Here is a 22,237-nt window from a genome sequence, read left to right as displayed (position 1 = left end):
CCTACCCAGGTTCAGGGACGTCATTACGGGCAGGGATGCCCACCCTTGTGCGATAAAAATAACGATGAAAAGGAAGAGATTATTTCTGTTAGCGTCGTTGCTGCCAATGTTTGCTCTGGCCGGAAATAAATGGAATACCACGCTGCCCGGCGGAAATATGCAATTTCAGGGCGTCATTATTGCGGAAACTTGCCGGATTGAAGCCGGCGATAAACAAATGACGGTCAATATGGGGCAAATCAGCAGTAACCGGTTTCATGCGGTAGGGGAAGATAGCGCACCGGTGCCTTTTGTTATTCATTTACGGGAATGTAGCACGGTGGTGAGTGAACGTGTGGGTGTGGCGTTTCACGGTGTCGCGGATGGTAAAAATCCGGATGTGCTTTCCGTGGGAGAGGGGCCAGGGATAGCCACCAATATTGGCGTAGCGTTGTTTGATGATGAAGGAAACCTCGTACCGATTAACCGTCCTCCAGCAAACTGGAAACGGCTTTACTCAGGCTCTACTTCGCTACATTTCATCGCCAAATATCGTGCTACCGGGCGTCGGGTTACTGGCGGCATCGCCAATGCCCAGGCCTGGTTCTCTTTAACCTATCAGTAATTGTTCAGCAGATAATGTGATAACAGGAACAGGACAGTGAGTAATAAAAACGTCAATGTAAGGAAATCGCAGGAAATAACATTCTGCTTGCTGGCAGGTATCCTGATGTTCATGGCAATGATGGTTGCCGGACGCGCTGAAGCGGGAGTGGCCTTAGGTGCGACCCGCGTAATTTATCCGGCAGGGCAAAAACAAGTGCAACTTGCCGTGACAAATAATGATGAAAATAGCACCTATTTAATTCAATCATGGGTGGAAAATGCCGATGGTGTTAAGGATGGTCGTTTTATCGTGACGCCACCTCTGTTTGCGATGAAGGGAAAAAAAGAGAATACCTTACGTATTCTTGATGCAACAAATAACCAATTGCCACAGGATCGGGAAAGTTTATTCTGGATGAACGTTAAAGCGATTCCGTCAATGGATAAATCAAAATTGACTGAGAATACGCTACAGCTCGCAATTATCAGCCGCATTAAACTGTACTATCGCCCGGCTAAATTAGCGTTGCCACCCGATCAGGCCGCAGAAAAATTAAGATTTCGTCGTAGCGCGAATTCTCTGACGCTGATCAACCCGACACCCTATTACCTGACGGTAACAGAGTTGAATGCCGGAACCCGGGTTCTTGAAAATGCATTGGTGCCTCCAATGGGCGAAAGCACGGTTAAATTGCCTTCTGATGCAGGAAGCAATATTACTTACCGAACAATAAATGATTATGGCGCACTTACCCCCAAAATGACGGGCGTAATGGAATAACGCAGGGGGAATTTTTCGCCTGAATAAAAAGAATTGACTGCCGGGTGATTTTAAACCGGAGGAATAATGTCATATCTGAATTTAAGACTTTACCAGCGAAACACACAATGCTTGCATATTCGTAAGCATCGTTTGGCTGGTTTTTTTGTCCGGCTCTTTGTTGCCTGTGCTTTTGCCGCACAGGCACCTTTGTCATCTGCCGAACTCTATTTTAACCCGCGTTTTTTAGCGGATGATCCCCAGGCTGTGGCTGATTTATCGCGTTTTGAGAATGGGCAAGAATTACCGCCAGGGACGTATCGTGTCGATATCTATTTGAATAATGGTTATATGGCAACGCGTGATGTCACATTTAATACGGGCGACAGCGAACAAGGGATTGTTCCCTGCCTGACACGCGCGCAACTTGCCAGTATGGGGCTGAATACGGCTTCTGTCTCCGGTATGAATCTGCTGGCGGATGATGCCTGCGTGCCATTAACCTCAATGATACATGACGCTACTGCGCAACTGGATGTGGGTCAGCAGCGACTCAACCTGACGATCCCTCAGGCATTTATGAGTAATCGCGCGCGTGGATATATTCCTCCTGAGTTGTGGGATCCCGGTATTAATGCAGGCTTGCTCAATTATAATTTCAGCGGAAATAGTGTACAGAATCGGATTGGGGGTAACAGCCATTATGCATATTTAAACCTACAGAGTGGGTTAAATATTGGTGCGTGGCGTTTACGCGACAATACCACCTGGAGTTATAACAGTAGCGACAGATCATCAGGTAGCAAAAATAAATGGCAGCATATCAATACCTGGCTTGAGCGAGACATAATTCCTTTACGTTCCCGGCTGACGCTGGGTGATGGTTATACTCAGGGCGATATTTTCGATGGTATTAACTTTCGCGGCGCACAATTGGCCTCAGAGGACAATATGTTACCCGATAGCCAAAGAGGATTTGCCCCGGTGATCCACGGTATTGCGCGTGGTACTGCACAGGTCACTATTAAACAAAATGGGTATGACATTTATAATAGTACGGTGCCGCCGGGGCCTTTTACCATCAACGATATCTATGCCGCAGGTAATAGTGGTGACTTGCAGGTAACGATTAAAGAGGCTGACGGCAGCACGCAGATCTTTACCGTACCCTATTCGTCAGTCCCGCTTTTGCAACGTGAAGGGCATACACGTTATTCCATTACGGCAGGAGAATACCGTAGTGGAAATGCGCAACAGGAAAAACCCCGCTTTTTCCAGAGTACATTACTCCACGGCCTTCCGGCTGGCTGGACAATATATGGTGGAACGCAACTGGCGGATCGTTATCGTGCTTTTAATTTCGGTATCGGGAAAAACATGGGGGCACTGGGCGCTCTGTCTGTGGATATGACGCAGGCTAATTCCACACTTCCCGATGACAGTCAGCATGACGGACAATCGGTGCGTTTTCTCTATAACAAATCGCTCAATGAGTCAGGCACGAATATTCAGTTAGTGGGTTACCGTTATTCGACCAGCGGATATTTTAATTTCGCTGATACAACATACAGTCGAATGAATGGCTACAACATCGAAACACAGGATGGTGTTATTCAGGTTAAGCCGAAATTCACCGACTATTACAATCTCGCTTATAACAAACGCGGGAAATTACAACTCACCGTTACTCAGCAACTCGGGCGCACATCAACACTGTATTTGAGTGGTAGCCATCAAACTTATTGGGGAACGAGTAATGTCGATGAGCAATTCCAGGCTGGATTAAATACTGCGTTCGAAGATATTAACTGGACGCTCAGCTATAGCCTGACGAAAAACGCCTGGCAAAAAGGACGGGATAAGATGTTAGCGCTTAACGTCAATATTCCTTTCAGCCACTGGCTGCGTTCTGACAGTAAATCTCAGTGGCGACATGCCAGTGCCAGCTACAGCATGTCACACGATCTCAACGGTCGGATGACCAATCTGGCCGGTGTATACGGTACGTTGCTGGCAGACAACAACCTCAGCTATAGCGTGCAAACCGGCTATGCCGGGGGAGGCGATGGTAATAGCGGAAGTACAGGCTACGCCACGCTGAATTATCGCGGTGGCTACGGCAATGCCAACATCGGTTACAGCCATAGCGATGATATTAAGCAGCTCTATTACGGAGTCAGCGGTGGGGTACTGGCTCATGCCAATGGCGTAACGCTGGGGCAGCCGTTAAACGATACGGTGGTGCTTGTTAAAGCGCCTGGCGCAAAAGATGCAAAAGTCGAAAACCAGACAGGAGTGCGTACCGACTGGCGGGGTTATGCCGTGCTGCCATATGCCACTGAATATCGGGAAAACAGAGTGGCGCTGGATACCAATACCCTGGCTGATAACGTCGATTTAGATAATGCGGTCGCTAACGTTGTTCCCACTCGTGGGGCGATCGTGCGAGCAGAGTTTAAAGCGCGCGTTGGGATAAAACTGCTCATGACGCTAACCCACAATAATAAGCCGCTGCCGTTTGGGGCGATGGTGACATCAGAGAGTAGCCAGAGTAGCGGCATTGTTGCGGATAATGGTCAGGTTTACCTCAGCGGGATGCCTTTAGCGGGAAACGTTCAGGTGAAATGGGGAGAAGAGGAAAATGCTCACTGTGTCGCCAATTATCAACTGCCACCAGAGAGTCAGCAGCAGTTATTAACCCAGCTATCAGCTGAATGTCGTTAAGGGGGCGTGATGAGAAACAAACCTTTTTATCTTCTGTGCGCTTTTTTGTGGCTGGCGGTAAGTCACGCTTTGGCTGCGGATAGCACGATTACTATCCGCGGCTATGTCAGAGATAATGGCTGTAGTGTGGCCGCTGAATCAACCAATTTTACTGTTGATCTGATGGAAAACGCGGCGAAGCAATTTAACAACATTGGCGCGACGACTCCTGTCGTTCCATTTCGTATTTTGCTGTCACCCTGTGGTAATGCCGTTTCTGCCGTAAAAGTTGGGTTTACCGGTGTTGCAGATAGCCACAATGCCAACCTGCTTGCACTTGAAAATACGGTGTCAGCGGCTTCGGGACTGGGAATACAGCTTCTGAATGAGCAGCAAAATCAAATACCCCTTAATGCTCCATCGTCCGCGATTTCGTGGACGACCCTGACGCCGGGTAAACCAAATACGCTGAATTTTTACGCCCGGCTAATGGCGACACAGGTGCCTGTCACTGCGGGGCATATCAATGCCACGGCTACCTTCACTCTTGAATATCAGTAACTGGAGATGCTCATGAAATGGTGCAAACGTGGGTATGTATTGGCGGCAATATTGGCGCTCGCAAGTGCGACGATACAGGCAGCCGATGTCACCATCACGGTGAACGGTAAGGTCGTCGCCAAACCGTGCACGGTTTCCACCACCAATGCCACGGTAGATCTCGGCGATCTTTATTCTTTCAGTCTGATGTCTGCCGGGGCGGCATCGGCCTGGCATGATGTTGCTCTTGAGTTGACTAATTGTCCGGTGGGAACGTCGAGGGTCACCGCCAGCTTCAGCGGGGCAGCCGACAGTACCGGATATTATAAAAACCAGGGGACCGCGCAAAACATCCAGTTAGAGCTACAGGATGACAGTGGCAACACATTGAATACTGGCGCAATCAAAACAGTTCAGGTGGATGATTCCTCACAATCAGCGCACTTCCCGTTACAGGTCAGAGCATTGACCGTAAATGGTGGAGCCACTCAGGGAACCATTCAGGCAGTGATTAGCATCACCTATACCTACAGCTGAACCCAAAGAGATGATTGTAATGAAACGAGTTATTACCCTGTTTGCTGTACTGCTGATGGGCTGGTCGGTAAATGCCTGGTCATTCGCCTGTAAAACCGCCAATGGTACCGCAATCCCTATTGGCGGTGGCAGCGCCAATGTTTATGTAAACCTTGCGCCTGCCGTGAATGTGGGGCAAAACCTGGTCGTAGATCTTTCGACGCAAATCTTTTGCCATAACGATTACCCAGAAACCATTACAGACTATGTCACACTGCAACGAGGTTCGGCTTATGGCGGCGTGTTATCTAGTTTTTCCGGGACCGTAAAATATAATGGCAGTAGCTATCCTTTCCCTACTACCAGCGAAACGCCGCGCGTTGTTTATAATTCGAGAACGGATAAGCCGTGGCCGGTGGCGCTTTATTTGACGCCGGTGAGCAGTGCGGGCGGGGTGGCGATTAAAGCTGGTTCATTAATTGCCGTGCTTATTTTGCGACAGACCAACAATTATAACAGCGATGATTTTCAGTTTGTGTGGAATATTTACGCCAATAATGATGTGGTGGTGCCCACTGGCGGCTGCGATGTTTCTGCTCGTGATGTCACCGTTACTCTGCCGGACTACCCTGGTTCAGTGCCAATTCCTCTTACCGTTTATTGTGCGAAAAGCCAAAACCTGGGGTATTACCTCTCCGGCACAACCGCAGATGCGGGCAACTCGATTTTCACCAATACCGCCTCGTTTTCACCCGCGCAGGGCGTCGGCGTACAGTTGACGCGCAACGGTACGATTATTCCAGCGAATAACACGGTATCGTTAGGAGCAGTAGGGACTTCGGCGGTAAGTCTGGGATTAACGGCAAATTACGCACGTACCGGAGGGCAGGTGACTGCAGGGAATGTGCAATCGATTATTGGCGTGACTTTTGTTTATCAATAAAGAAATCACAGGACATTGCTAATGCTGGTACGCAATATTACCTGAAGCTAAAAACCTGCACGTTAGCCCTTTGTAGGCCAGATAAGACGCGTCAGCGTCGCATCTGGCATAAACAAAGCGCACTTTGCTGGTCTGTTCCCCTCACCCTAACCCTCTCCCCGGAGGGGCGAGGGGACTGGCCGGGCACATTTTTAGACTTTGTCATCAGTCAGAGCCTGCCATTGGCAGGCTCCGGTGTTTTTTACGCTACCATGCTAATAATCAACACAATAATCAGCCCAACCACGGAGTTGACCAGCTCCAGCAGTCCCCAGGTTTTCAACGTGTCTTTTACCGACAGGTCAAAGTAACCTTTGAACAGCCAGAATGAGGCATCATTAATGTGGGTGAGGGTGTTGGAACCCGCAGCCGTCGCCAGCACCAGCAGCGCCGGATTCACGCCAACCAGCTGACCGGTTGCTGGATCAAGGATTGCAGCACTGATAATCCCGGCGGCGGTCATCGCCGAAACGACACCCTGACCCGTCGCCAGACGAATTAGCACAGTGATCAGCCATGCCATGATGTAGGGCGAGATATTGCCGTGGGACATCAACATGCCGATGGTGTCGCCAATGCCGGTGTCGATGATGGTCTGCTTCAGCACGCCACCCGCACCGATGATCAGAATCACCATTGCAATACTCTTCACCGCGCTTTCAAAAGCGTTCATCACCCACTGCATGTCATGACCACGCGCGGTGCCAAAGAGTACGAATGCAACCACCATCGCAATAAACATTGCAATCGGCGAGGAACCGATAAAGTTAACCACTTCCCAGGCAGGGGTATCTTTTACCAGCCAGATATTGGCGATGGTGGTAGAGATCATAATGATCGCCGGGATCAGCGGCACCAGAATCGAAACGCCGAAAGAGGGCAGATTATTCATATCTACCGGTTGATCTGCTTTCAGGAATGATGGCGTTGGGCGCTCAAGATTGCCGAGGAACTTCGGCAGGATCAGACCTGCGCAGATTACACTTGGGATCGTCACCAGTACGCCATAGATATAAACCATCCCCATATCCGCGCCATAAGCATTCACTAGCGCCACCGGACCCGGTTGCGGAGGGAACAGTGAATGTGCGGTGGTGGCCGCCGCTACTGCCGGAATAGCCAGTTTCAGGAACGGGATTTTGGCTTCGGCGGCAATTACGATCACCAGCGGCGCCAGCATAATAAAGGCCACTTCATAGAACATCGCCAGACCAAAAATAAGTCCGATGATAATCACTGATATCTGAACATAGCGCAGGCCGAGACGTGCCAGCAGGGTATGCGCTATCTGGTGAGCAGCGCCGGAGTCGACCATCAATTTACCGATGACCGCACCAAACACCACGATGATCGCCAGTTCCCCCAGCGTGTTGCCGAAACCTGCTTTCATGGTGTGCAGCAGCGACATCAAATCCATACCGGCCAGCATCCCGACGGACAGCGCCGCCACCAACAAAGCCACCATCGAATTGATTTTGAACTTCAAATTCAGTACCAGCATCAGGCCAATGCCGAATACCACCCAGAGAATGTTAAGCACATGCATAACGTTTTACCTTACCTGGTTGAACCGTTGTTATTTTGGGCGACATGTTATGTAAATTGGTCAACCATTGTTGCGATGAATGTCACATCCTCTGATCAATAACCATCGATTACCCTTTGCTGCAATTTGCAGCAACAACCATGAGAGTGAAATTCTTGTGATGTGGTTAACCAATTTTAGAATTCGGGTTGACATGTCTTACCAAAAGGTAGAACTTATACGCCATCTCATCCGATGCAACGCCACGGCTGCGGTCTGGTTGTTCATCCGGATACCTAAACAACTCCGGGGCTCCACGTCTCTTTGCTGTGGAACCCACTATGTGAAAGAGGAAAAATCATGGAACAGACCTGGCGCTGGTACGGCCCAAACGATCCGGTTTCTTTAGCTGATGTCCGTCAGGCGGGCGCAACTGGCGTGGTTACCGCGCTGCACCATATCCCGAACGGCGAAGTATGGTCCGTAGAAGAGATCCTCAAACGCAAGGCGATCGTTGAAGACGCAGGCCTGGTGTGGTCTGTCGTAGAAAGCGTGCCAATTCACGAAGATATCAAAACCCACACTGGCAACTATGAGCAGTGGATCGCTAACTATCAGCAGACTCTGCGCAACCTGGCGCAGTGCGGCATTCGCACCGTGTGCTACAACTTCATGCCGGTGCTCGACTGGACCCGTACTGACCTCGAATACGTGCTGCCAGACGGCTCCAAAGCTCTGCGCTTCGACCAGATCGAATTCGCTGCATTCGAAATGCATATCCTGAAGCGTCCAGGCGCGGAAGCGGATTACACCGAAGAAGAAATTGCTCAGGCCGCTGAACGCTTCGCCACTATGAGCGACGAAGACAAAGCGCGTCTGACCCGTAACATCATTGCCGGTCTGCCAGGTGCGGAAGAAGGGTATACCCTCGACCAGTTCCGTAAGCACCTGGAGCTGTACAAAGATATCGACAAAGCCAAACTGCGCGAAAACTTTGCGGTCTTCCTGAAGGCGATCATTCCAGTTGCGGAAGAAGTTGGCGTCCGTATGGCTGTTCACCCGGACGATCCGCCGCGCCCAATCCTCGGCCTGCCGCGCATTGTTTCCACCATTGAAGATATGCAGTGGATGGTTGATACCGTAAACAGCATGGCGAACGGTTTCACCATGTGCACCGGTTCCTACGGCGTGCGTGCTGACAACGATCTGGTTGATATGATCAAGCAGTTCGGTCCGCGTATTTACTTCACCCATCTGCGTTCCACCATGCGTGAAGATAACCCGAAAACCTTCCACGAAGCGGCGCACCTGAACGGTGACGTTGATATGTACGAAGTGGTGAAAGCGATTGTTGAAGAAGAACACCGTCGTAAAGCGGAAGGCAAAGAAGACCTGATCCCGATGCGTCCGGACCACGGTCATCAGATGCTGGACGACCTGAAGAAGAAAACCAACCCAGGTTACTCCGCAATTGGTCGTCTGAAAGGCCTGGCCGAAGTTCGCGGTGTCGAACTGGCGATCCAGCGCGCTTTCTTTAGCCGTTAATATCCACCGGCATGGCTGCGCGCCGTGCCGGTTCCTTCTTCCTTGCCGTCACTCTCTGAAGACGGATTCTGGAGTTTACGATGACTACTATTGTTGACAGCAATCTGCCGGTTGCCCGCCCGTCATGGGATCATTCTCGTCTGGAATCACGCATTGTGCATCTCGGTTGCGGGGCGTTTCACCGCGCGCACCAGGCGCTGTATACCCATCATCTGCTGGAAAGTACCGACAGCGACTGGGGTATCTGCGAAGTTAACCTGATGCCAGGCAACGACCGCGTGCTGATCGAAAACCTGAAAAAACAGCAACTGCTGTACACCGTGGCGGAAAAAGGCGCAGAAAGCACCGAGCTGAAAATTATCGGTTCGATGAAAGAAGCGCTGCATCCGGAAATCGACGGTTGCGAAGGTATTCTCAACGCGATGGCGCGTCCGCAGACGGCGATTGTCTCTCTGACGGTCACAGAGAAAGGTTATTGCGCCGATGCGGCAAGCGGTCAGCTGGATCTCAATAACCCGCTGATCAAGCACGATCTCGAAAACCCGACTGCGCCGAAGTCCGCGATTGGTTACATCGTAGAAGCCCTGCGTCTGCGTCGTGAAAAAGGGCTGAAAGCATTTACGGTGATGTCCTGCGACAACGTGCGTGAAAACGGTCATGTGGCGAAGGTTGCCGTTCTTGGGCTGGCTCAGGCGCGTGACCCGCAACTGGCGGCATGGATTGAAGAAAACGTCACCTTCCCGTGCACCATGGTTGACCGCATCGTTCCGGCGGCGACGCCAGAAACCTTACAGGAAATTGCTGACCAGCTGGGTGTTTACGACCCGTGCGCCATTGCCTGCGAACCGTTCCGTCAGTGGGTAATTGAAGATAACTTCGTTAATGGTCGTCCGGACTGGGATAAAGTCGGCGCGCAGTTTGTTGCGGATGTTGTACCGTTCGAAATGATGAAGCTGCGTATGCTGAACGGTAGCCACTCTTTCCTGGCGTACCTCGGTTACCTCGGCGGCTATGAAACTATTGCCGACACCATGACTAACCCGGCTTATCGCAAAGCGGCCTTTGCCCTGATGATGCAGGAACAAGCGCCAACGCTGTCGATGCCGGAAGGTACAGACCTGAACGCTTATGCGACGCTGCTGATCGAGCGTTTCAGCAACCCGTCTCTGCGTCACCGTACCTGGCAGATTGCAATGGACGGCAGCCAGAAGTTACCGCAGCGTCTGCTGGACCCGGTGCGTCTGCACCTGCAAAACGGCGGTAGCTGGCGTCACCTGGCGCTGGGCGTGGCGGGCTGGATGCGTTACACCCAGGGCGTGGATGAGCAGGGTAATGCCATTGACGTGGTTGACCCGATGCTGGCGGAGTTCCAGAAGATCAACGCGCAGTATCAGGGTGCAGACCGCGTGAAAGCACTGCTGGGCCTGAGCGGTATCTTTGCCGATGATCTGCCGCAGAACGCCGACTTTGTTGGCGCGGTGACGGCGGCATATCAGCAGCTGTGTGAGCGCGGTGCGCGCGAGTGTGTGGCTGCGCTGTAACTAACTGATTACCCTACAGACTTACTGGTCAATCAAACTAATATTTGGTTGACCAGTTTTCGTTTTTTTGCCCACCTGTACGTGCCAACATCCAGTGCTAATGGTATAGTTTGAGCTTAACGGGTGCCGTAAAATTGCCCGTTGTAGGTCGGATAAGGCGTTCACGCCGCATCCGGAAAAAATTTGATTAACCGCACCTAACGGACACAACACCATGAAATCTGTCACCTCTGCGCAAAGACCTTACCAGGAAGTCGGGGCGATGATCCGCGATCTGATCATAAAGACGCCGTACAATCCTGGCGAACGGCTGCCGCCGGAGCGTGAAATTGCAGAAATGCTTGATGTCACGCGGACGGTGGTACGTGAAGCGCTGATCATGCTGGAGATCAAAGGGCTGGTGGAAGTGCGCCGGGGTGCCGGTATTTATGTTCTTGATAGCTCAGACAGCCAGAACACAGACAGTCCGGATGCCAACGTCTGTAATGATGCCGGTCCTTTTGAGCTGTTACAGGCGCGTCAGTTACTGGAAAGTAACATCGCGGAATTTGCCGCTTTGCAGGCTACCCGCGAAGATATCGTCAAAATGCGTCAGGCATTGCAACTGGAAGAGCGTGAACTGGCTTCCAGCGCGCCGGGCAGCAGCGAAAGCGGTGATATGCAGTTCCATCTCGCCATTGCCGAAGCGACGCATAACAGCATGCTGGTGGAGCTATTCCGTCAGTCCTGGCAGTGGCGGGAAAACAATCCAATGTGGATCCAATTGCACAGCCATCTGGATGACAGCCTGTATCGCAAAGAGTGGTTGGGCGATCACAAACAGATCCTCGCCGCGTTAATCAAAAAAGATGCCCGAGCGGCGAAGTTGGCAATGTGGCAGCATCTGGAAAACGTTAAGCAACGTCTGCTGGAATTCTCGAACGTTGACGATATTTATTTTGACGGCTATCTGTTTGATTCATGGCCGCTGGATAAAGTCGACGCCTGACTTATTATGATAAGCGCAAGGGTAAACGTTCCTTGCGCTTTCTTAAATTAAGAAGTCGCAATGAGTATTACTTTGTAAATTGCAGGGTATTGTTTAAATATCTGTATAACCTGAATGTTAGTACTCATTCTTCTCAGTAGTCATTTACCAATATAATTCCATTCACCATTTTTTAATTCAAACAGTTCTGGAAGAGATGACGGTTGCAGAGTCATGCGTTTGAGTGGCGCATCTTCATCACCGGGGATAACTTTATATCCCATTTTTGCATGGATCTCCGCGGTACCGGGATAGGCTTCTATACCAATTATTGGGTCATTTCCCATCTCAATATTAGCATTAAGTAATGCGGCAACGGCGAATCCGGAAGAATTTGCTACCCCTGTTACCGTCATTATCTGATCAATATAGATATCAATCCTTGGCTGTTCATTGGTCCATCTTTTTGCCTGAGAAGCTGGAAGGGTTGAAATATATCCTATCGTGGTTCCGGCATAACCAGGAACATTGCAGCCAGGGCCTAATGTTATTTCATGCACAGTATAGTCCTCTACAGGATCGGAGGGGCTCTTCATAAATAAATTTAGTTGTAATCCTTCCGCTAACTCTGTGGCAGCATGCGCCTTTTTACATATACCACCATATATTTCGTCTAAAGCTGAGGTGATTTTCAAGTTTCGATAGAGCATACGTCCTGTTGTTGTAATACCATTGAATTCTCTGCATGTTTCTGTCACATAATTAAATGGCCAGGACTGTTTGCTAATATTAAGTTTTCTAATTTCGACAACACTTTTTCCATCGTAATTATGGTTATTGCCACGAGCAAGAGGCAGAAGATAGATATTTTCCGTATCCATGCGTGCATATTCATATTCACGTGTTAACTTATTGTCGACTCTTGGGTGATGAAGGAAGTGATTATTTGTATTGAATTGGTTATTAGCGGCATTGCTTAATGGCATAGACATAATAGTTACCTTTTATGAGTATTTCACTGATGTTTAGAAAAATAGATAAATTTTTCTGTAGTAAAAAAGAAGTAAAAAAATGACATGCATGTTTCTGTTGTAGTGATATCAACTCTACACGGTGATATTAAAGGGTGGGAAACACTCTAAAGTATCAAAAAACGCTCATTTGAAATTATTTTCATGCAATTAAAAAGCATATCTTATTACTAATTGGAATTTGATGTTGCTATATTTATGTCTATATTAATAATGCCTATGAATGGTATTTTTGATGTATTTGATATGTTATCAATTTATATTATTTACAAACTAATTGTTTCAAGTAATACATGGCTGATTATGCGGAAATAAATAATTTCCCACCGGAATTAAGTAGCGGCGGTGACAAGTATTTTCATCTACATAACTATTCGGAATATTCAGAATATACTAGCAGTTTTTTTTTGAGTTTGATGATTTTTATCAAATCATGACTTTTTTCCTGAAAAGTCAGTAGATATTCATAGGCAAGTAAGGTTTTATACTTTGCTGACAGGATTCAGGCCTGTCTCAGACTGACATGGATGTAATGAACAAAAGGGAATGGCTATGGAAAATGAGCATCAATACAGTGGTGCCCGGTGTTCAGGGCAAGCCGCATATGTTGCTAAACGTCAGGAGTGCGCAAAATGATGCGCCAATCACTTCAGGCTGTTTTACCTGAAATTTCAGGCAATAAAACGTCATCGCTGCGTAAATCGGTATGCAGCGATCTCCTCACACTTTTTAATTCTCCTCATTCGGCATTACCGTCATTACTTGTTTCAGGCATGCCCGAGTGGCAACTGCATAACCAGAGCGACAAACATCTTCAGAGCTGGTATTGCCGTCAGCTGCGTTCTGCACTGTTATTTCATGAGCCACGGATTGCGGCGTTGCAGGTCAATTTGAAAGAAGCGTACTGCCACACGCTGGCGATCAGCCTTGAGATAATGCTGTACCACGACGATGAACCGCTAACGTTTGATCTGGTCTGGCAGAAGGGGAGTTGGCATCGCACGATGCCGCAGTAAATGACGGGAAACGCGATACGCGCAAGACGTATCGCGTTAGGTCACAATTAGTGGGAGGTTCTGATTGCTGCTTTCAAGGCCGGAAGCCGGGACGGACTGGCACTGAGCTTATCAATCCCCATGGTGAGCAGTCGTGCTGTTTGCTGGGTATCTCCAGCCATTTCGCCGCACATACTGACCGGAATTTCATTATTACGTCCGGCCTGACACACCATAGCAATAGCGTTAATCACCGCGTCATTACGATAATCGACCAGTTCCGCGACGGTGCTATTTCCTCTGTCTGCCGCCATAATATATTGCGTCAGATCGTTGGTGCCGATGGAAAAGAAATCGACTTCACTGGCTAATTTTTCTGCAATCATGACTGCAGCAGGAACCTCAATCATAATTCCCAGCGCCGGAAGATTTTCTGCAGTAAGTCCCAGCAGTTTTGCCTGCGTTTGTATCAGCGTTTTGACGGCGTTGACCTCCTCGAGCGTTGAAACCATCGGCAGCATAATTTGCAGCGTTGGGTATTCTTTCCCGGCCCGGAGAAGTGCGCGTAATTGCGGAATAAATATTTGCGGATGCGCCAGGCACAACCGGATACCGCGAAGTCCCAGGAACGGGTTGTCCTCTGCGGGTAAAGGGTACGAAGGTAATGGCTTGTCACCGCCAATATCCAGAGTGCGGATGGTGACTGGTTTATCGCCAAAAGCCTGAGCAACAGAACAATACACGCGAAACTGCTCTTCTTCATCGGGTAATGTTGCAGACTCATGGAATAAAAACTCTGTGCGCAGTAAACCCACGCCCTCAGCCCCGTGAGATAGCGCAGCCTCAATATCTTGCAGGTCACCAATATTCGCCAGCACGCTGATTTTTCGCCCACCTTGCGTGACAGCGGGCAGCATGGCATCAGCTAACTGACGATCCCTTTGTTGCCGCCATGCTTCGGCGCGTTGCAGTAAATCCAGGCGGGTGACCTCATCCGGCTGTAGCCACAAACGGCCTGTTTCACCATCAAGAATGACCGTGTCGTTATCGCGGACGTTTTGCGGGGTAATAGCTGCCTTCACAATGGCAGGAATACCCATTGCTCTGGCAAGGATCGCTGTATGTGAAGTTGTTCCGCCATTATGAAGACAAATGCCAAGAATGTGTGCTTTATTCAGGCTGGTTATCTGTGATGGCAACAGATCGTTGGCTAACAAAATGCAGGGCGCGGTAGTGATAAAGTGTTGTTCACTTACCCCGCAAAGCTGGTTCAGTACCTGACGTGTAAGGTCACGGATATCTGCCTCGCGTTCACGTAAATACAGTGTTTCCGCCTGACAATATTGCTCTGCTAATGCCTGCATGACTTCTAACCATGCGAATTCTGCCTGTTGACCCTTTGCCAGACTTTGTTGTAGTTGCCGGTTAATCTCTGGATCTTCAAGCATCATTTTATGGGCGGCAAAAATATCGCCTTCAGGGCCTGCCGCTTTATCGGCAAGTTCACAAACAACAATGTCGATAGCAGACTCGATTCGCGACAGCTCTTCTTGCGGAGAATCGACGGTGCGCTGCGTAATTTCTGGTCGTTCGCAGGTAAACCATTTAACAGGACCAATAGCGATACCATTTTGTACTGACAAGCCTGATATTGCGCCATCGACAGGGGCGCTGACCACCGGCGTTTCCGTTAGCGGAATCTCTGAAGAAGCGAGCAGGTGAGCTTCACCAAAATGATTTTTCGCCAACGTTTCAATTGCCTTGAGAGCGTCACTGGCATCGGTGCCTTCGGCCTGGAAGATGATTTCATCGCCACAGCGGACGCCCAGCATTGCCAGTTCGTTGAGACTGCGGGTGCTGGCGCGTTTATCGCCTTTGATGACGATAATGTTTGCCGAATATTGTGCGGATACTTTCAGGATGCTGGCTGCCGGACGAGCATGAATGCCGTGGGGATTACGTATCGTCCAGCAAAAAGTTTGCCATTCATCGCAATGATTGATTGGTGATATTGCTGGAATAACCTCGCCTGCAGTTGAGGATGGCGTGAGTTGCTGCTGTTTAGCACACAGCGCAAGATCCACTTCAGCGATAATCTCCGTCACCGAAAGCCCCGCTGCGGCAGACGTTACCGCTGACATGGTACCTTCCACTACAGGGGCGGCGAGCAGATAAATTGCACTTCTTTGCTCTTCAGAAAGCAGCTCCAGCGCCATCTCGGTACTAAGCAGCGCACTGCCCATATCCATGAGTACCAGAACGCCATCCGGTGACCAGACCGATTCAATCGCAGACATAATGGCAATAGCATCAGTGCCAATCGGATTTTGCGGATCATCAATACCTGCAGCAATGGCCAGAGGAACGTCCCCTCCAGACATCTGTAGTGCTAATTCCTCAATCCCCTGGGCGAGACGTAGACTATGAGAAACAATAACAATGGCAACCATAATTTATCCCGCGAATCCTTCCTGCATAGCCTTAATCATCAGCCAGGAGGAGGTCGCGCCTGGATCCTGATGGCCCACACTGCGAGCGCCGAGATAACTGGCACGTCCTTTTTTCGCCTGCATATTGATGGTGTTATCGACGGCTGTTGCCGCATCTTGCACCATCGTATTCAGCAGAAGGGAAGGCGACATTCCGGCTTGCAGGTTCTTTTTGGCTTCGTGGAGAACTGGAACCCAGACATCACACAGTGTTTTATCCCCTTGTTCTGCTTTTCCTCGTGCGATAACGCCTGCAATCCCTTCTTCCAGACATGCCAGCCACTCTTCCAGAGTTAATTCTGTTCTGGCTCCCACTGCCGCAGAAGCGCGAATAAATAATGTGCCGTAAAGAGGACCACTGGCACCGCCAACGCTGGAAAGTAGTTTCATGCCAGTATTTTTAAGAATATTGCCAATATGCTGACGTTCAATGTCGGGCAACGTCGCTTTCACTGCACTGAAACCACGATTCATATTGAGGCCGTGGTCGGCATCACCAATATCTCTGTCAAGTGCGGTTAGAAAATCTTGTTGTTCAGTAAGATGTGCAGCACAACTCTCCAGCCAGGCAATAACATGTTTGTTTTGAATTTTCATATAATGTCCTTATTAACATCCCCAACGAAGCGCTGGCGTATTGACTGGGGCATCCCAAAGTTGCAAAAACTCTGGGGTACATTTCAGCAGGCTAATGGAAAATCCGGCCATATCTAATGATGTACAATAATTACCGACCAACTGGCGGCTAATTTTAATTCCCTGGCGCTGTGCGGCGCACATAAATACCCTGGCTACACCATATAACTCTGATTCAGGCGTGCTGCCAAGTCCGTTAATTAACACAATATATTCGGCATTTTGATCGAATGACTCATTCATTGATGATGCGTCAATCCATCCCCCCGCATGGCGATCCCAATGGCGTAATGTGCGTCGCCAGGGGGTATTATCCAGTAATTGCGCTATCACGCTGTCGATTAAAGTGTTCAGATCTTGCAAAGTGCGGCGTTCAATGCCGGGTTCACCGTGGATCCCGACACCAAATTCGATTTCATTATCAGCCAGTTCAAATGAGGGTTTTCCCGCGGCGGGAACCGTACAGGCTGACAGTGCGATGCCAAAAGAACGGGTGGCATTGTTAACATCTTTGCCAAGTTGCTCGCACTGCCCCAGGTTATATCCCTGAAGTGCAGCCGCACCGACAATCTTTTCAACAAAAACTGTACCCGCAACACCGCGACGTCCGGCTGTATACAGGCTATCTTTTACCGCTACATCATCATCAATAATGACGGTCCCAACGGCGATGCCTTCTTCGTGTAACATCTCGACTGCCGTTTCGAAATTCAGAATATCGCCAGTGTAATTTTTGATGAAAAACAGAACGCCAGAACCATTATCAACCGCTTTGGCACATTCGATCATTTGGTCTGGTGTGGGCGATGTGAAGATTTCACCAGGACATGCACCGGTTAACATTCCCATACCGACAAAACCTGCATGCAGTGGTTCATGGCCTGAGCCGCCGCCTGAAATCAGCGCCACTGCATTATCGGTTTGTTTGCACCACACATATCGGGGCGCGTAATTTGCCTGCAGGTGTGGCCAGGTGGCGATGAGTCCTTCCATTTGTTCTGTGACAACAGAATCAATCTGGTTAATTAATTTCTTCATAGTCATTCCTGTTCTGATAAATTACGTAAATCGCGCTAAATATGCTTGCGAGATTAATTCTCCAGCCGCAATAAAACAAATCGCACGATAATAAGATTCATAATGAAACAGTTAATTCATTGTGTTGTTCCAAAATGAAATGGGATCGGTGACAAGATTAGGGGTTTGTGATTAAAGCATAAAAAATATTTTTATTATTGCTTTGGAATGATGTTTTTTACAGCGCGATCATAAAACATAATTTTTCGCGAATGAAATGTTTGCCGCCACTGGATGCAACGAGTAGGTTAACAGTGAAGCAAAACAAGTTACGCGAGGAATGATATGGATAAGATTATTATAAGTCCGGCTAAATATATCCAGGGAAATGGTTCTCTGGATAATATTGCTACATATGCGGCGAGTTTGGGAACAGAACCATTAATTATTGCAGATGAATTTGTGACCGGTCTGGTGGGTGACAGAGTAAGCCAGAGCTTTGCAAAAGAAAATATTACTGCAGATTTTGATATCTTTTGTGGTGAATGCTCGCAAAATGAAATTTCTCGAATTCGTGAGAAATTTAATCAGCGTAAATATAATGTCGTTATTGGTATTGGCGGCGGTAAAACGTTGGATACGGCAAAAGCCGTAGCGTATTACCAAAAAATTCCGGTGGTGGTGGTGCCGACAATTGCTTCCACAGATGCGCCAACCAGTTCTCTGGCAGTAATTTACACCCCGGAAGGTCAGTTTAGCGAATATCTGTTTTTCCCGAAAAACCCGGATATGGTGATTATGGATACTGGCGTCATTTCAGCCGCGCCAGTGCGTCTGCTGGTGGCCGGTATGGGAGATGCATTGTCAACCTGGTTTGAGGCGAGAGCCAATCAGGCGTCAGGAAAAGCCACAATGGCAGGTGGGGCGTCGACACTGGCGGCACTGGCTATTGCCCGACTCTGTTATACCACGCTACTGGAAGATGGCTATAAGGCAAAAGTCGCGGTTGAACAAGGTGTTAGCACCAAAGCGGTAGAGAATATTATCGAAGCTAATACCTATCTTAGCGGCATTGGATTTGAAAGTAGCGGCCTGGCGGCAGCTCATGCCATTCATAACGGCATGACGCAACTGGAGGAATGCCATCATTGCTACCACGGTGAAAAAGTGGCATTTGGCGTCCTGGTACAGCTCGTACTGGAAAACGCACCACAGGAGGAAATTGAAACCGTACTCAATTTCTGCCATAGCGTTGGTCTGCCGACAAATCTTCATATGTTAGGCGTGAAGGAAATTAATAAAGATAAATTACGGGCAGTGGCTGAAGCCGCGACTGCTGAAGGGGAAACTATCCATAATATGCCATTCGTAGTAACAGCGCAGGACGTTCTTTGCGCAATTTTAACTGCACATCATTTGGGACTTTAAAAAAATAATACGGCCTGTGCAAAGCAGGCCGTTGGTGTCATTTTAAATACTTCATTCGGGAATAAATATGACCAGTAACTGGAAACGTTGGATCACGCTGGCGTTATGTGGTATTGCCGGAAGTGCAATATATAAATTGCCTTATTTACGGGAAACCTATTACGACGCGATGCAGCAGGCTACAGGAGCGACTAATGCTGAACTTGGTTTTCTAATGACAGCCTATGGTCTGGTGAACTTTTTATTATATCTACCTGGCGGTTGGGCTGCCGATAGATTTTCTGCACGTAAATTAATGACCTTTTCATTAATTTCCACCGGGATAAGTGGTTTTTATTATGCGACCTTCCCCTCGTATACTATGATCTGTTTGTTACATGCACTTTGGGCTGTTACAACCGTATTTACGTTTTGGGCCGTGTGTGTGCGAATTATTCGTACCCTGGGAACCAGCGAAGAACAAGGTCGCTTATACGGTTACTGGTTTCTGGGTAAGGGATTAACCTCCATTGTACTGGGATTTCTTTCCGTGCCGGTATTTGCCAAATTTGGCGAAGGTGTTGATGGTTTACGGGCGACAATTATTTTTTATTCCGTAGTGACTATTCTGGCAGGTGTTTTAGCCTGGTTTGTTTGTCAGGATGAAACGCACAGCGAAGATAAAGCGAATTTCCGTCTGGCAGATATGGCATTCGTGCTGAAAATGCCGACGGTTTGGCTGGCAGGTGTTGTGACCTTTTGTATGTGGTCAATTTATATCGGCTTTGGCATGGTCACGCCGTATCTCACGCAGATCCTGCATATGGGCGAATCGGAAGTGGCAGTTGCCAGTATTCTTCGCGCCTATGTGTTATTTGCGATGGGGGGATTAATTGGCGGACAACTGGCCGACCGCTGTGCGTCACGCACGCGTTTTATGATTTACGCCTTTATCGGCATGATTGTCTTTACTACCGTTTATTTCTTCCTGCCCGGTGAGTCGCGCTACGTCACTATTGCGCTGGCGAATATGGTTGCGTTGGGCGTGTTTATTTACTCTGCGAATGCCGTGTTCTTCTCAATTATTGATGAGGTTCGGATCCCGGCAAAAGTCACAGGGACTGCTGCGGGTCTGATCTCTTTACTGACCTATTTCCCGGAAATCTACTGCTACACGATGGTGGGCAATATGGTCGACCGCAAACCGGGTATTGCCGGTTATCAGGATGTTTTCCTGTTCATGTTGGTTTGCGCATTCATCGGCCTTATCGCCGCACTGGTCCTCCAGCGTGTGAATCGTAAAAGTAAAAATCAAGTCAATGAAATCACTGAAAACAATGCGGATTGTGCATCCTGAATCTGATGGGGGAACCAATGGTGGACATGATTAATGAAAGTGCACGGCAAACGCCAGTCATTGCACAAACGGACGTTCTGGTTATCGGGGGCGGTCCGGCAGGATTAACGGCGGCGATAGCGGCGGGGCGGCTAGGTGCCAGAACCATGATTGTTGAGCGTTACGGCTCACTAGGCGGCGTATTGACGCAGGTTGGTGTGGAAAGTTTTGCCTGGTATCGCCATCCGGGGACGGAAGATTGTGAAGGGATTTGTCGTGAATATGAAGGCCGCGCGCGAGCATTGGGCTTCACGCGACCAGAACCTCAGTCAATTAGCGAAGTTATAGATACTGAAGGATTTAAAGTTGTTGCCGATCAGATGATAACGGAAGCTGGCGTTGAGCCGTTATATCACTCCTGGGTTGTGGATGTGATCAAGGAAGGGGATACGTTATGCGGTGTTATTGTCGAGAACAAATCAGGACGAGGGGCAATTCTGGCGAAAAGAATCGTCGATTGCACGGGGGATGCTGATATTGCTGCTCGTGCAGGCGCGCCCTGGACGAAACGGGGAAAAGACCAACTGATGGGCGTCACCGTGATGTTCAGTTGCGCAGGTGTCGATGTGGCGCGCTTTAACCGTTTTGTTGCGGAAGAACTTAAGCCGACCTACGCGGATTGGGGAAAAAACTGGACGATTCAAACCACGGGCAAAGAAGACCCGATGTTTAGCCCTTATATGGAGGATATTTTTACCCGGGCGCAGCAGGATGGTGTGATTCCTGGCGACGCCCAGGCGATTGCCGGAACCTGGTCAACCTTTTCTGAAAGCGGCGAAGCGTTTCAGATGAATATGGTGTACGCCTTTGGTTTTGACTGTACCGATGTCTTCGATTTAACCAAAGCAGAAATCGCCGGAAGGCAGCAAGCATTATGGGCAATTGACGCTCTACGCCATTATGTTCCGGGCTTTGAAAATGTACGGTTACGCAATTTTGGCGCCACGCTGGGTACACGCGAATCACGGCTTATTGAGGGGGAAATACGTATTGCTGATGATTACGTCCTTAATCAGGGGCGTTGTTCGGACAGTGTAGGGATTTTCCCGGAATTTATTGATGGTTCCGGTTATCTCATTTTGCCAACGACCGGGCGTTTCTTTCAGATCCCCTATGGCTGTCTGGTGCCACAAAAAGTGGAGAACCTTTTGGTCGCCGGTCGCTGTATTTCCGCAGGCGTAGTTGCACATACTTCTATGCGCAACATGATGTGTTGTGCCGTTACCGGTGAGGCCGCAGGCACTGCCGCCGTGGTTTCGCTACAGCAACATTGCACCGTGCGTCAGGTTGCTATTCCTGATTTGCAAAACACGCTGCAACAGCAGGGCGTACGTCTGGCATAACAACAAGGCGCAGAGAGCTGAAAGCCTCTCTGCGCCTTGCAGGAGAAAGACCATGAGGGATGATGACCTTGAGCACTTAAGTGCCAATTACTGGATAACCACAGTTCTCTGCGGCCTCTTTTTGGGGATATTCCTGTTCATGCTGCAACAGCATCAGTGTGGTTTAGCTCTGTATTGTATTGCGGTACTTTCACTTATTTGCGCCTTTTTTTCTTTACGCCTTTCCCGACAATTGCAACACATGAAAAAGGAACGGCGA

The 22,237-nt window shown here is 49.0% G+C and carries 20 protein-coding genes; 15 read left to right on the top strand and 5 right to left on the bottom strand.

The window, feature by feature from the left end; translation table 11 throughout:
• Positions 1-64: 64 nt before the first annotated feature.
• The 6 genes from ACJHX7_RS15680 to fimH all read left to right on the top strand — a co-directional run bounded on the left by ACJHX7_RS15680 (position 65) and on the right by fimH (position 6,047).
• Positions 65-604, top strand: coding sequence for a fimbrial protein (locus tag ACJHX7_RS15680; RefSeq protein ID WP_000824114.1), 540 nt, complete (start codon positions 65-67; stop codon positions 602-604).
• A 36-nt stretch (positions 605-640) separates the two neighbouring features.
• Positions 641-1,366 (top strand): type 1 fimbria chaperone FimC, encoded by a 726-nt coding sequence (gene fimC / locus ACJHX7_RS15675; RefSeq protein ID WP_000066560.1) that lies wholly within the window; start codon positions 641-643, stop codon positions 1,364-1,366.
• 66 nt (positions 1,367-1,432) lie between these two features.
• Positions 1,433-4,069, top strand: coding sequence for a fimbrial usher FimD (gene fimD, locus ACJHX7_RS15670; protein ID WP_094030269.1), 2,637 nt, complete (start codon positions 1,433-1,435; stop codon positions 4,067-4,069).
• Between the two features lie 9 nt (positions 4,070-4,078).
• Positions 4,079-4,609 (top strand): type 1 fimbria minor subunit FimF, encoded by a 531-nt coding sequence (fimF, locus tag ACJHX7_RS15665; protein ID WP_001244826.1) that lies wholly within the window; start codon positions 4,079-4,081, stop codon positions 4,607-4,609.
• A 72-nt stretch (positions 4,610-4,681) separates the two neighbouring features.
• Positions 4,682-5,125 carry a fimbrial protein gene (locus ACJHX7_RS15660; protein ID WP_311315712.1) on the top strand — a complete coding sequence of 148 codons (444 nt, stop codon included), beginning with the start codon at positions 4,682-4,684 and terminating at the stop codon, positions 5,123-5,125.
• A 19-nt stretch (positions 5,126-5,144) separates the two neighbouring features.
• A complete protein-coding gene (fimH, locus tag ACJHX7_RS15655; RefSeq protein WP_000832236.1) occupies positions 5,145-6,047 on the top strand; it encodes a type 1 fimbria D-mannose specific adhesin FimH in 903 nt (300 codons plus the stop codon).
• A gap of 241 nt (positions 6,048-6,288) precedes the next feature.
• Here fimH and gntP read toward each other — a convergent pair whose 3' ends face one another.
• A complete protein-coding gene (gene gntP / locus ACJHX7_RS15650) occupies positions 6,289-7,632 on the bottom strand; it encodes a gluconate permease GntP (RefSeq protein ID WP_000558243.1) in 1,344 nt (447 codons plus the stop codon).
• A 339-nt stretch (positions 7,633-7,971) separates the two neighbouring features.
• On the opposite strand from gntP, the gene uxuA reads away from it, so the two are divergent.
• From uxuA to uxuR, 3 genes are all read left to right on the top strand, one after another.
• Positions 7,972-9,156 (top strand): mannonate dehydratase, encoded by a 1,185-nt coding sequence (gene uxuA, locus ACJHX7_RS15645; protein ID WP_000438582.1) that lies wholly within the window; start codon positions 7,972-7,974, stop codon positions 9,154-9,156.
• A gap of 80 nt (positions 9,157-9,236) precedes the next feature.
• Positions 9,237-10,697, top strand: a complete 1,461-nt coding sequence (locus tag ACJHX7_RS15640; protein ID WP_000208180.1) for a fructuronate reductase — start codon at positions 9,237-9,239, stop codon at positions 10,695-10,697.
• A 214-nt stretch (positions 10,698-10,911) separates the two neighbouring features.
• Positions 10,912-11,685 (top strand): Uxu operon transcriptional regulator, encoded by a 774-nt coding sequence (gene uxuR, locus ACJHX7_RS15635; RefSeq protein ID WP_025210144.1) that lies wholly within the window; start codon positions 10,912-10,914, stop codon positions 11,683-11,685.
• Positions 11,686-11,825: 140 nt separating this feature from the next.
• Here uxuR and ACJHX7_RS15630 read toward each other — a convergent pair whose 3' ends face one another.
• Positions 11,826-12,656, bottom strand: a complete 831-nt coding sequence (locus tag ACJHX7_RS15630; protein ID WP_094030267.1) for a DUF2686 family protein — start codon at positions 12,654-12,656, stop codon at positions 11,826-11,828.
• A 332-nt stretch (positions 12,657-12,988) separates the two neighbouring features.
• On the opposite strand from ACJHX7_RS15630, the gene ACJHX7_RS15625 reads away from it, so the two are divergent.
• The 3 genes from ACJHX7_RS15625 (at position 12,989) to iraD (ending at position 13,711) form a co-directional block, all read left to right on the top strand.
• Positions 12,989-13,132: a hypothetical protein gene (locus ACJHX7_RS15625; protein WP_269217157.1), complete on the top strand. Its 144-nt coding sequence runs from the start codon at positions 12,989-12,991 to the stop codon at positions 13,130-13,132.
• Between the two features lie 115 nt (positions 13,133-13,247).
• Positions 13,248-13,331, top strand: coding sequence for an iraD leader peptide IdlP (idlP, locus tag ACJHX7_RS15620; RefSeq protein ID WP_120795393.1), 84 nt, complete (start codon positions 13,248-13,250; stop codon positions 13,329-13,331).
• Positions 13,328-13,711 carry an anti-adapter protein IraD gene (gene iraD / locus ACJHX7_RS15615; protein ID WP_000986218.1) on the top strand — a complete coding sequence of 128 codons (384 nt, stop codon included), beginning with the start codon at positions 13,328-13,330 and terminating at the stop codon, positions 13,709-13,711. The genes idlP and iraD overlap by 4 nt, the downstream gene beginning before the upstream one ends.
• A 47-nt stretch (positions 13,712-13,758) precedes the next feature.
• Here iraD and ptsP read toward each other — a convergent pair whose 3' ends face one another.
• Genes ptsP through dhaK form a run of 3 tightly spaced genes read right to left on the bottom strand, consistent with a single transcriptional unit; the run spans position 13,759 to position 17,853 of the window.
• Positions 13,759-16,140: a phosphoenolpyruvate--protein phosphotransferase gene (gene ptsP, locus ACJHX7_RS15610; protein ID WP_094030266.1), complete on the bottom strand. Its 2,382-nt coding sequence runs from the start codon at positions 16,138-16,140 to the stop codon at positions 13,759-13,761.
• A gap of 3 nt (positions 16,141-16,143) precedes the next feature.
• Positions 16,144-16,776, bottom strand: a complete 633-nt coding sequence (gene dhaL / locus ACJHX7_RS15605; RefSeq protein ID WP_000701653.1) for a dihydroxyacetone kinase subunit DhaL — start codon at positions 16,774-16,776, stop codon at positions 16,144-16,146.
• A gap of 12 nt (positions 16,777-16,788) precedes the next feature.
• Positions 16,789-17,853, bottom strand: coding sequence for a dihydroxyacetone kinase subunit DhaK (gene dhaK / locus ACJHX7_RS15600; RefSeq protein ID WP_000733759.1), 1,065 nt, complete (start codon positions 17,851-17,853; stop codon positions 16,789-16,791).
• 324 nt (positions 17,854-18,177) lie between these two features.
• On the opposite strand from dhaK, the gene ACJHX7_RS15595 reads away from it, so the two are divergent.
• From ACJHX7_RS15595 to ACJHX7_RS15585, 3 genes are all read left to right on the top strand, one after another.
• Complete coding sequence (locus ACJHX7_RS15595) at positions 18,178-19,260, top strand: glycerol dehydrogenase (RefSeq protein WP_001519424.1); 1,083 nt, start codon at positions 18,178-18,180, stop codon at positions 19,258-19,260.
• A gap of 67 nt (positions 19,261-19,327) precedes the next feature.
• Positions 19,328-20,596 carry an MFS transporter gene (locus ACJHX7_RS15590; RefSeq protein WP_000203402.1) on the top strand — a complete coding sequence of 423 codons (1,269 nt, stop codon included), beginning with the start codon at positions 19,328-19,330 and terminating at the stop codon, positions 20,594-20,596.
• A 17-nt stretch (positions 20,597-20,613) separates the two neighbouring features.
• Complete coding sequence (locus ACJHX7_RS15585) at positions 20,614-21,978, top strand: FAD-dependent oxidoreductase (RefSeq protein ID WP_094030264.1); 1,365 nt, start codon at positions 20,614-20,616, stop codon at positions 21,976-21,978.
• The last annotated feature ends 259 nt before the right edge of the window (positions 21,979-22,237 follow it).

Origin of the sequence: Escherichia sp. WS1451, assembly GCF_046487365.1 — a bacterium.
In the GTDB taxonomy this organism is placed as follows: Bacteria; Pseudomonadota; Gammaproteobacteria; order Enterobacterales; family Enterobacteriaceae; genus Escherichia; species Escherichia coli.
This window is presented reverse-complemented; position numbering and strand designations above follow the sequence as displayed.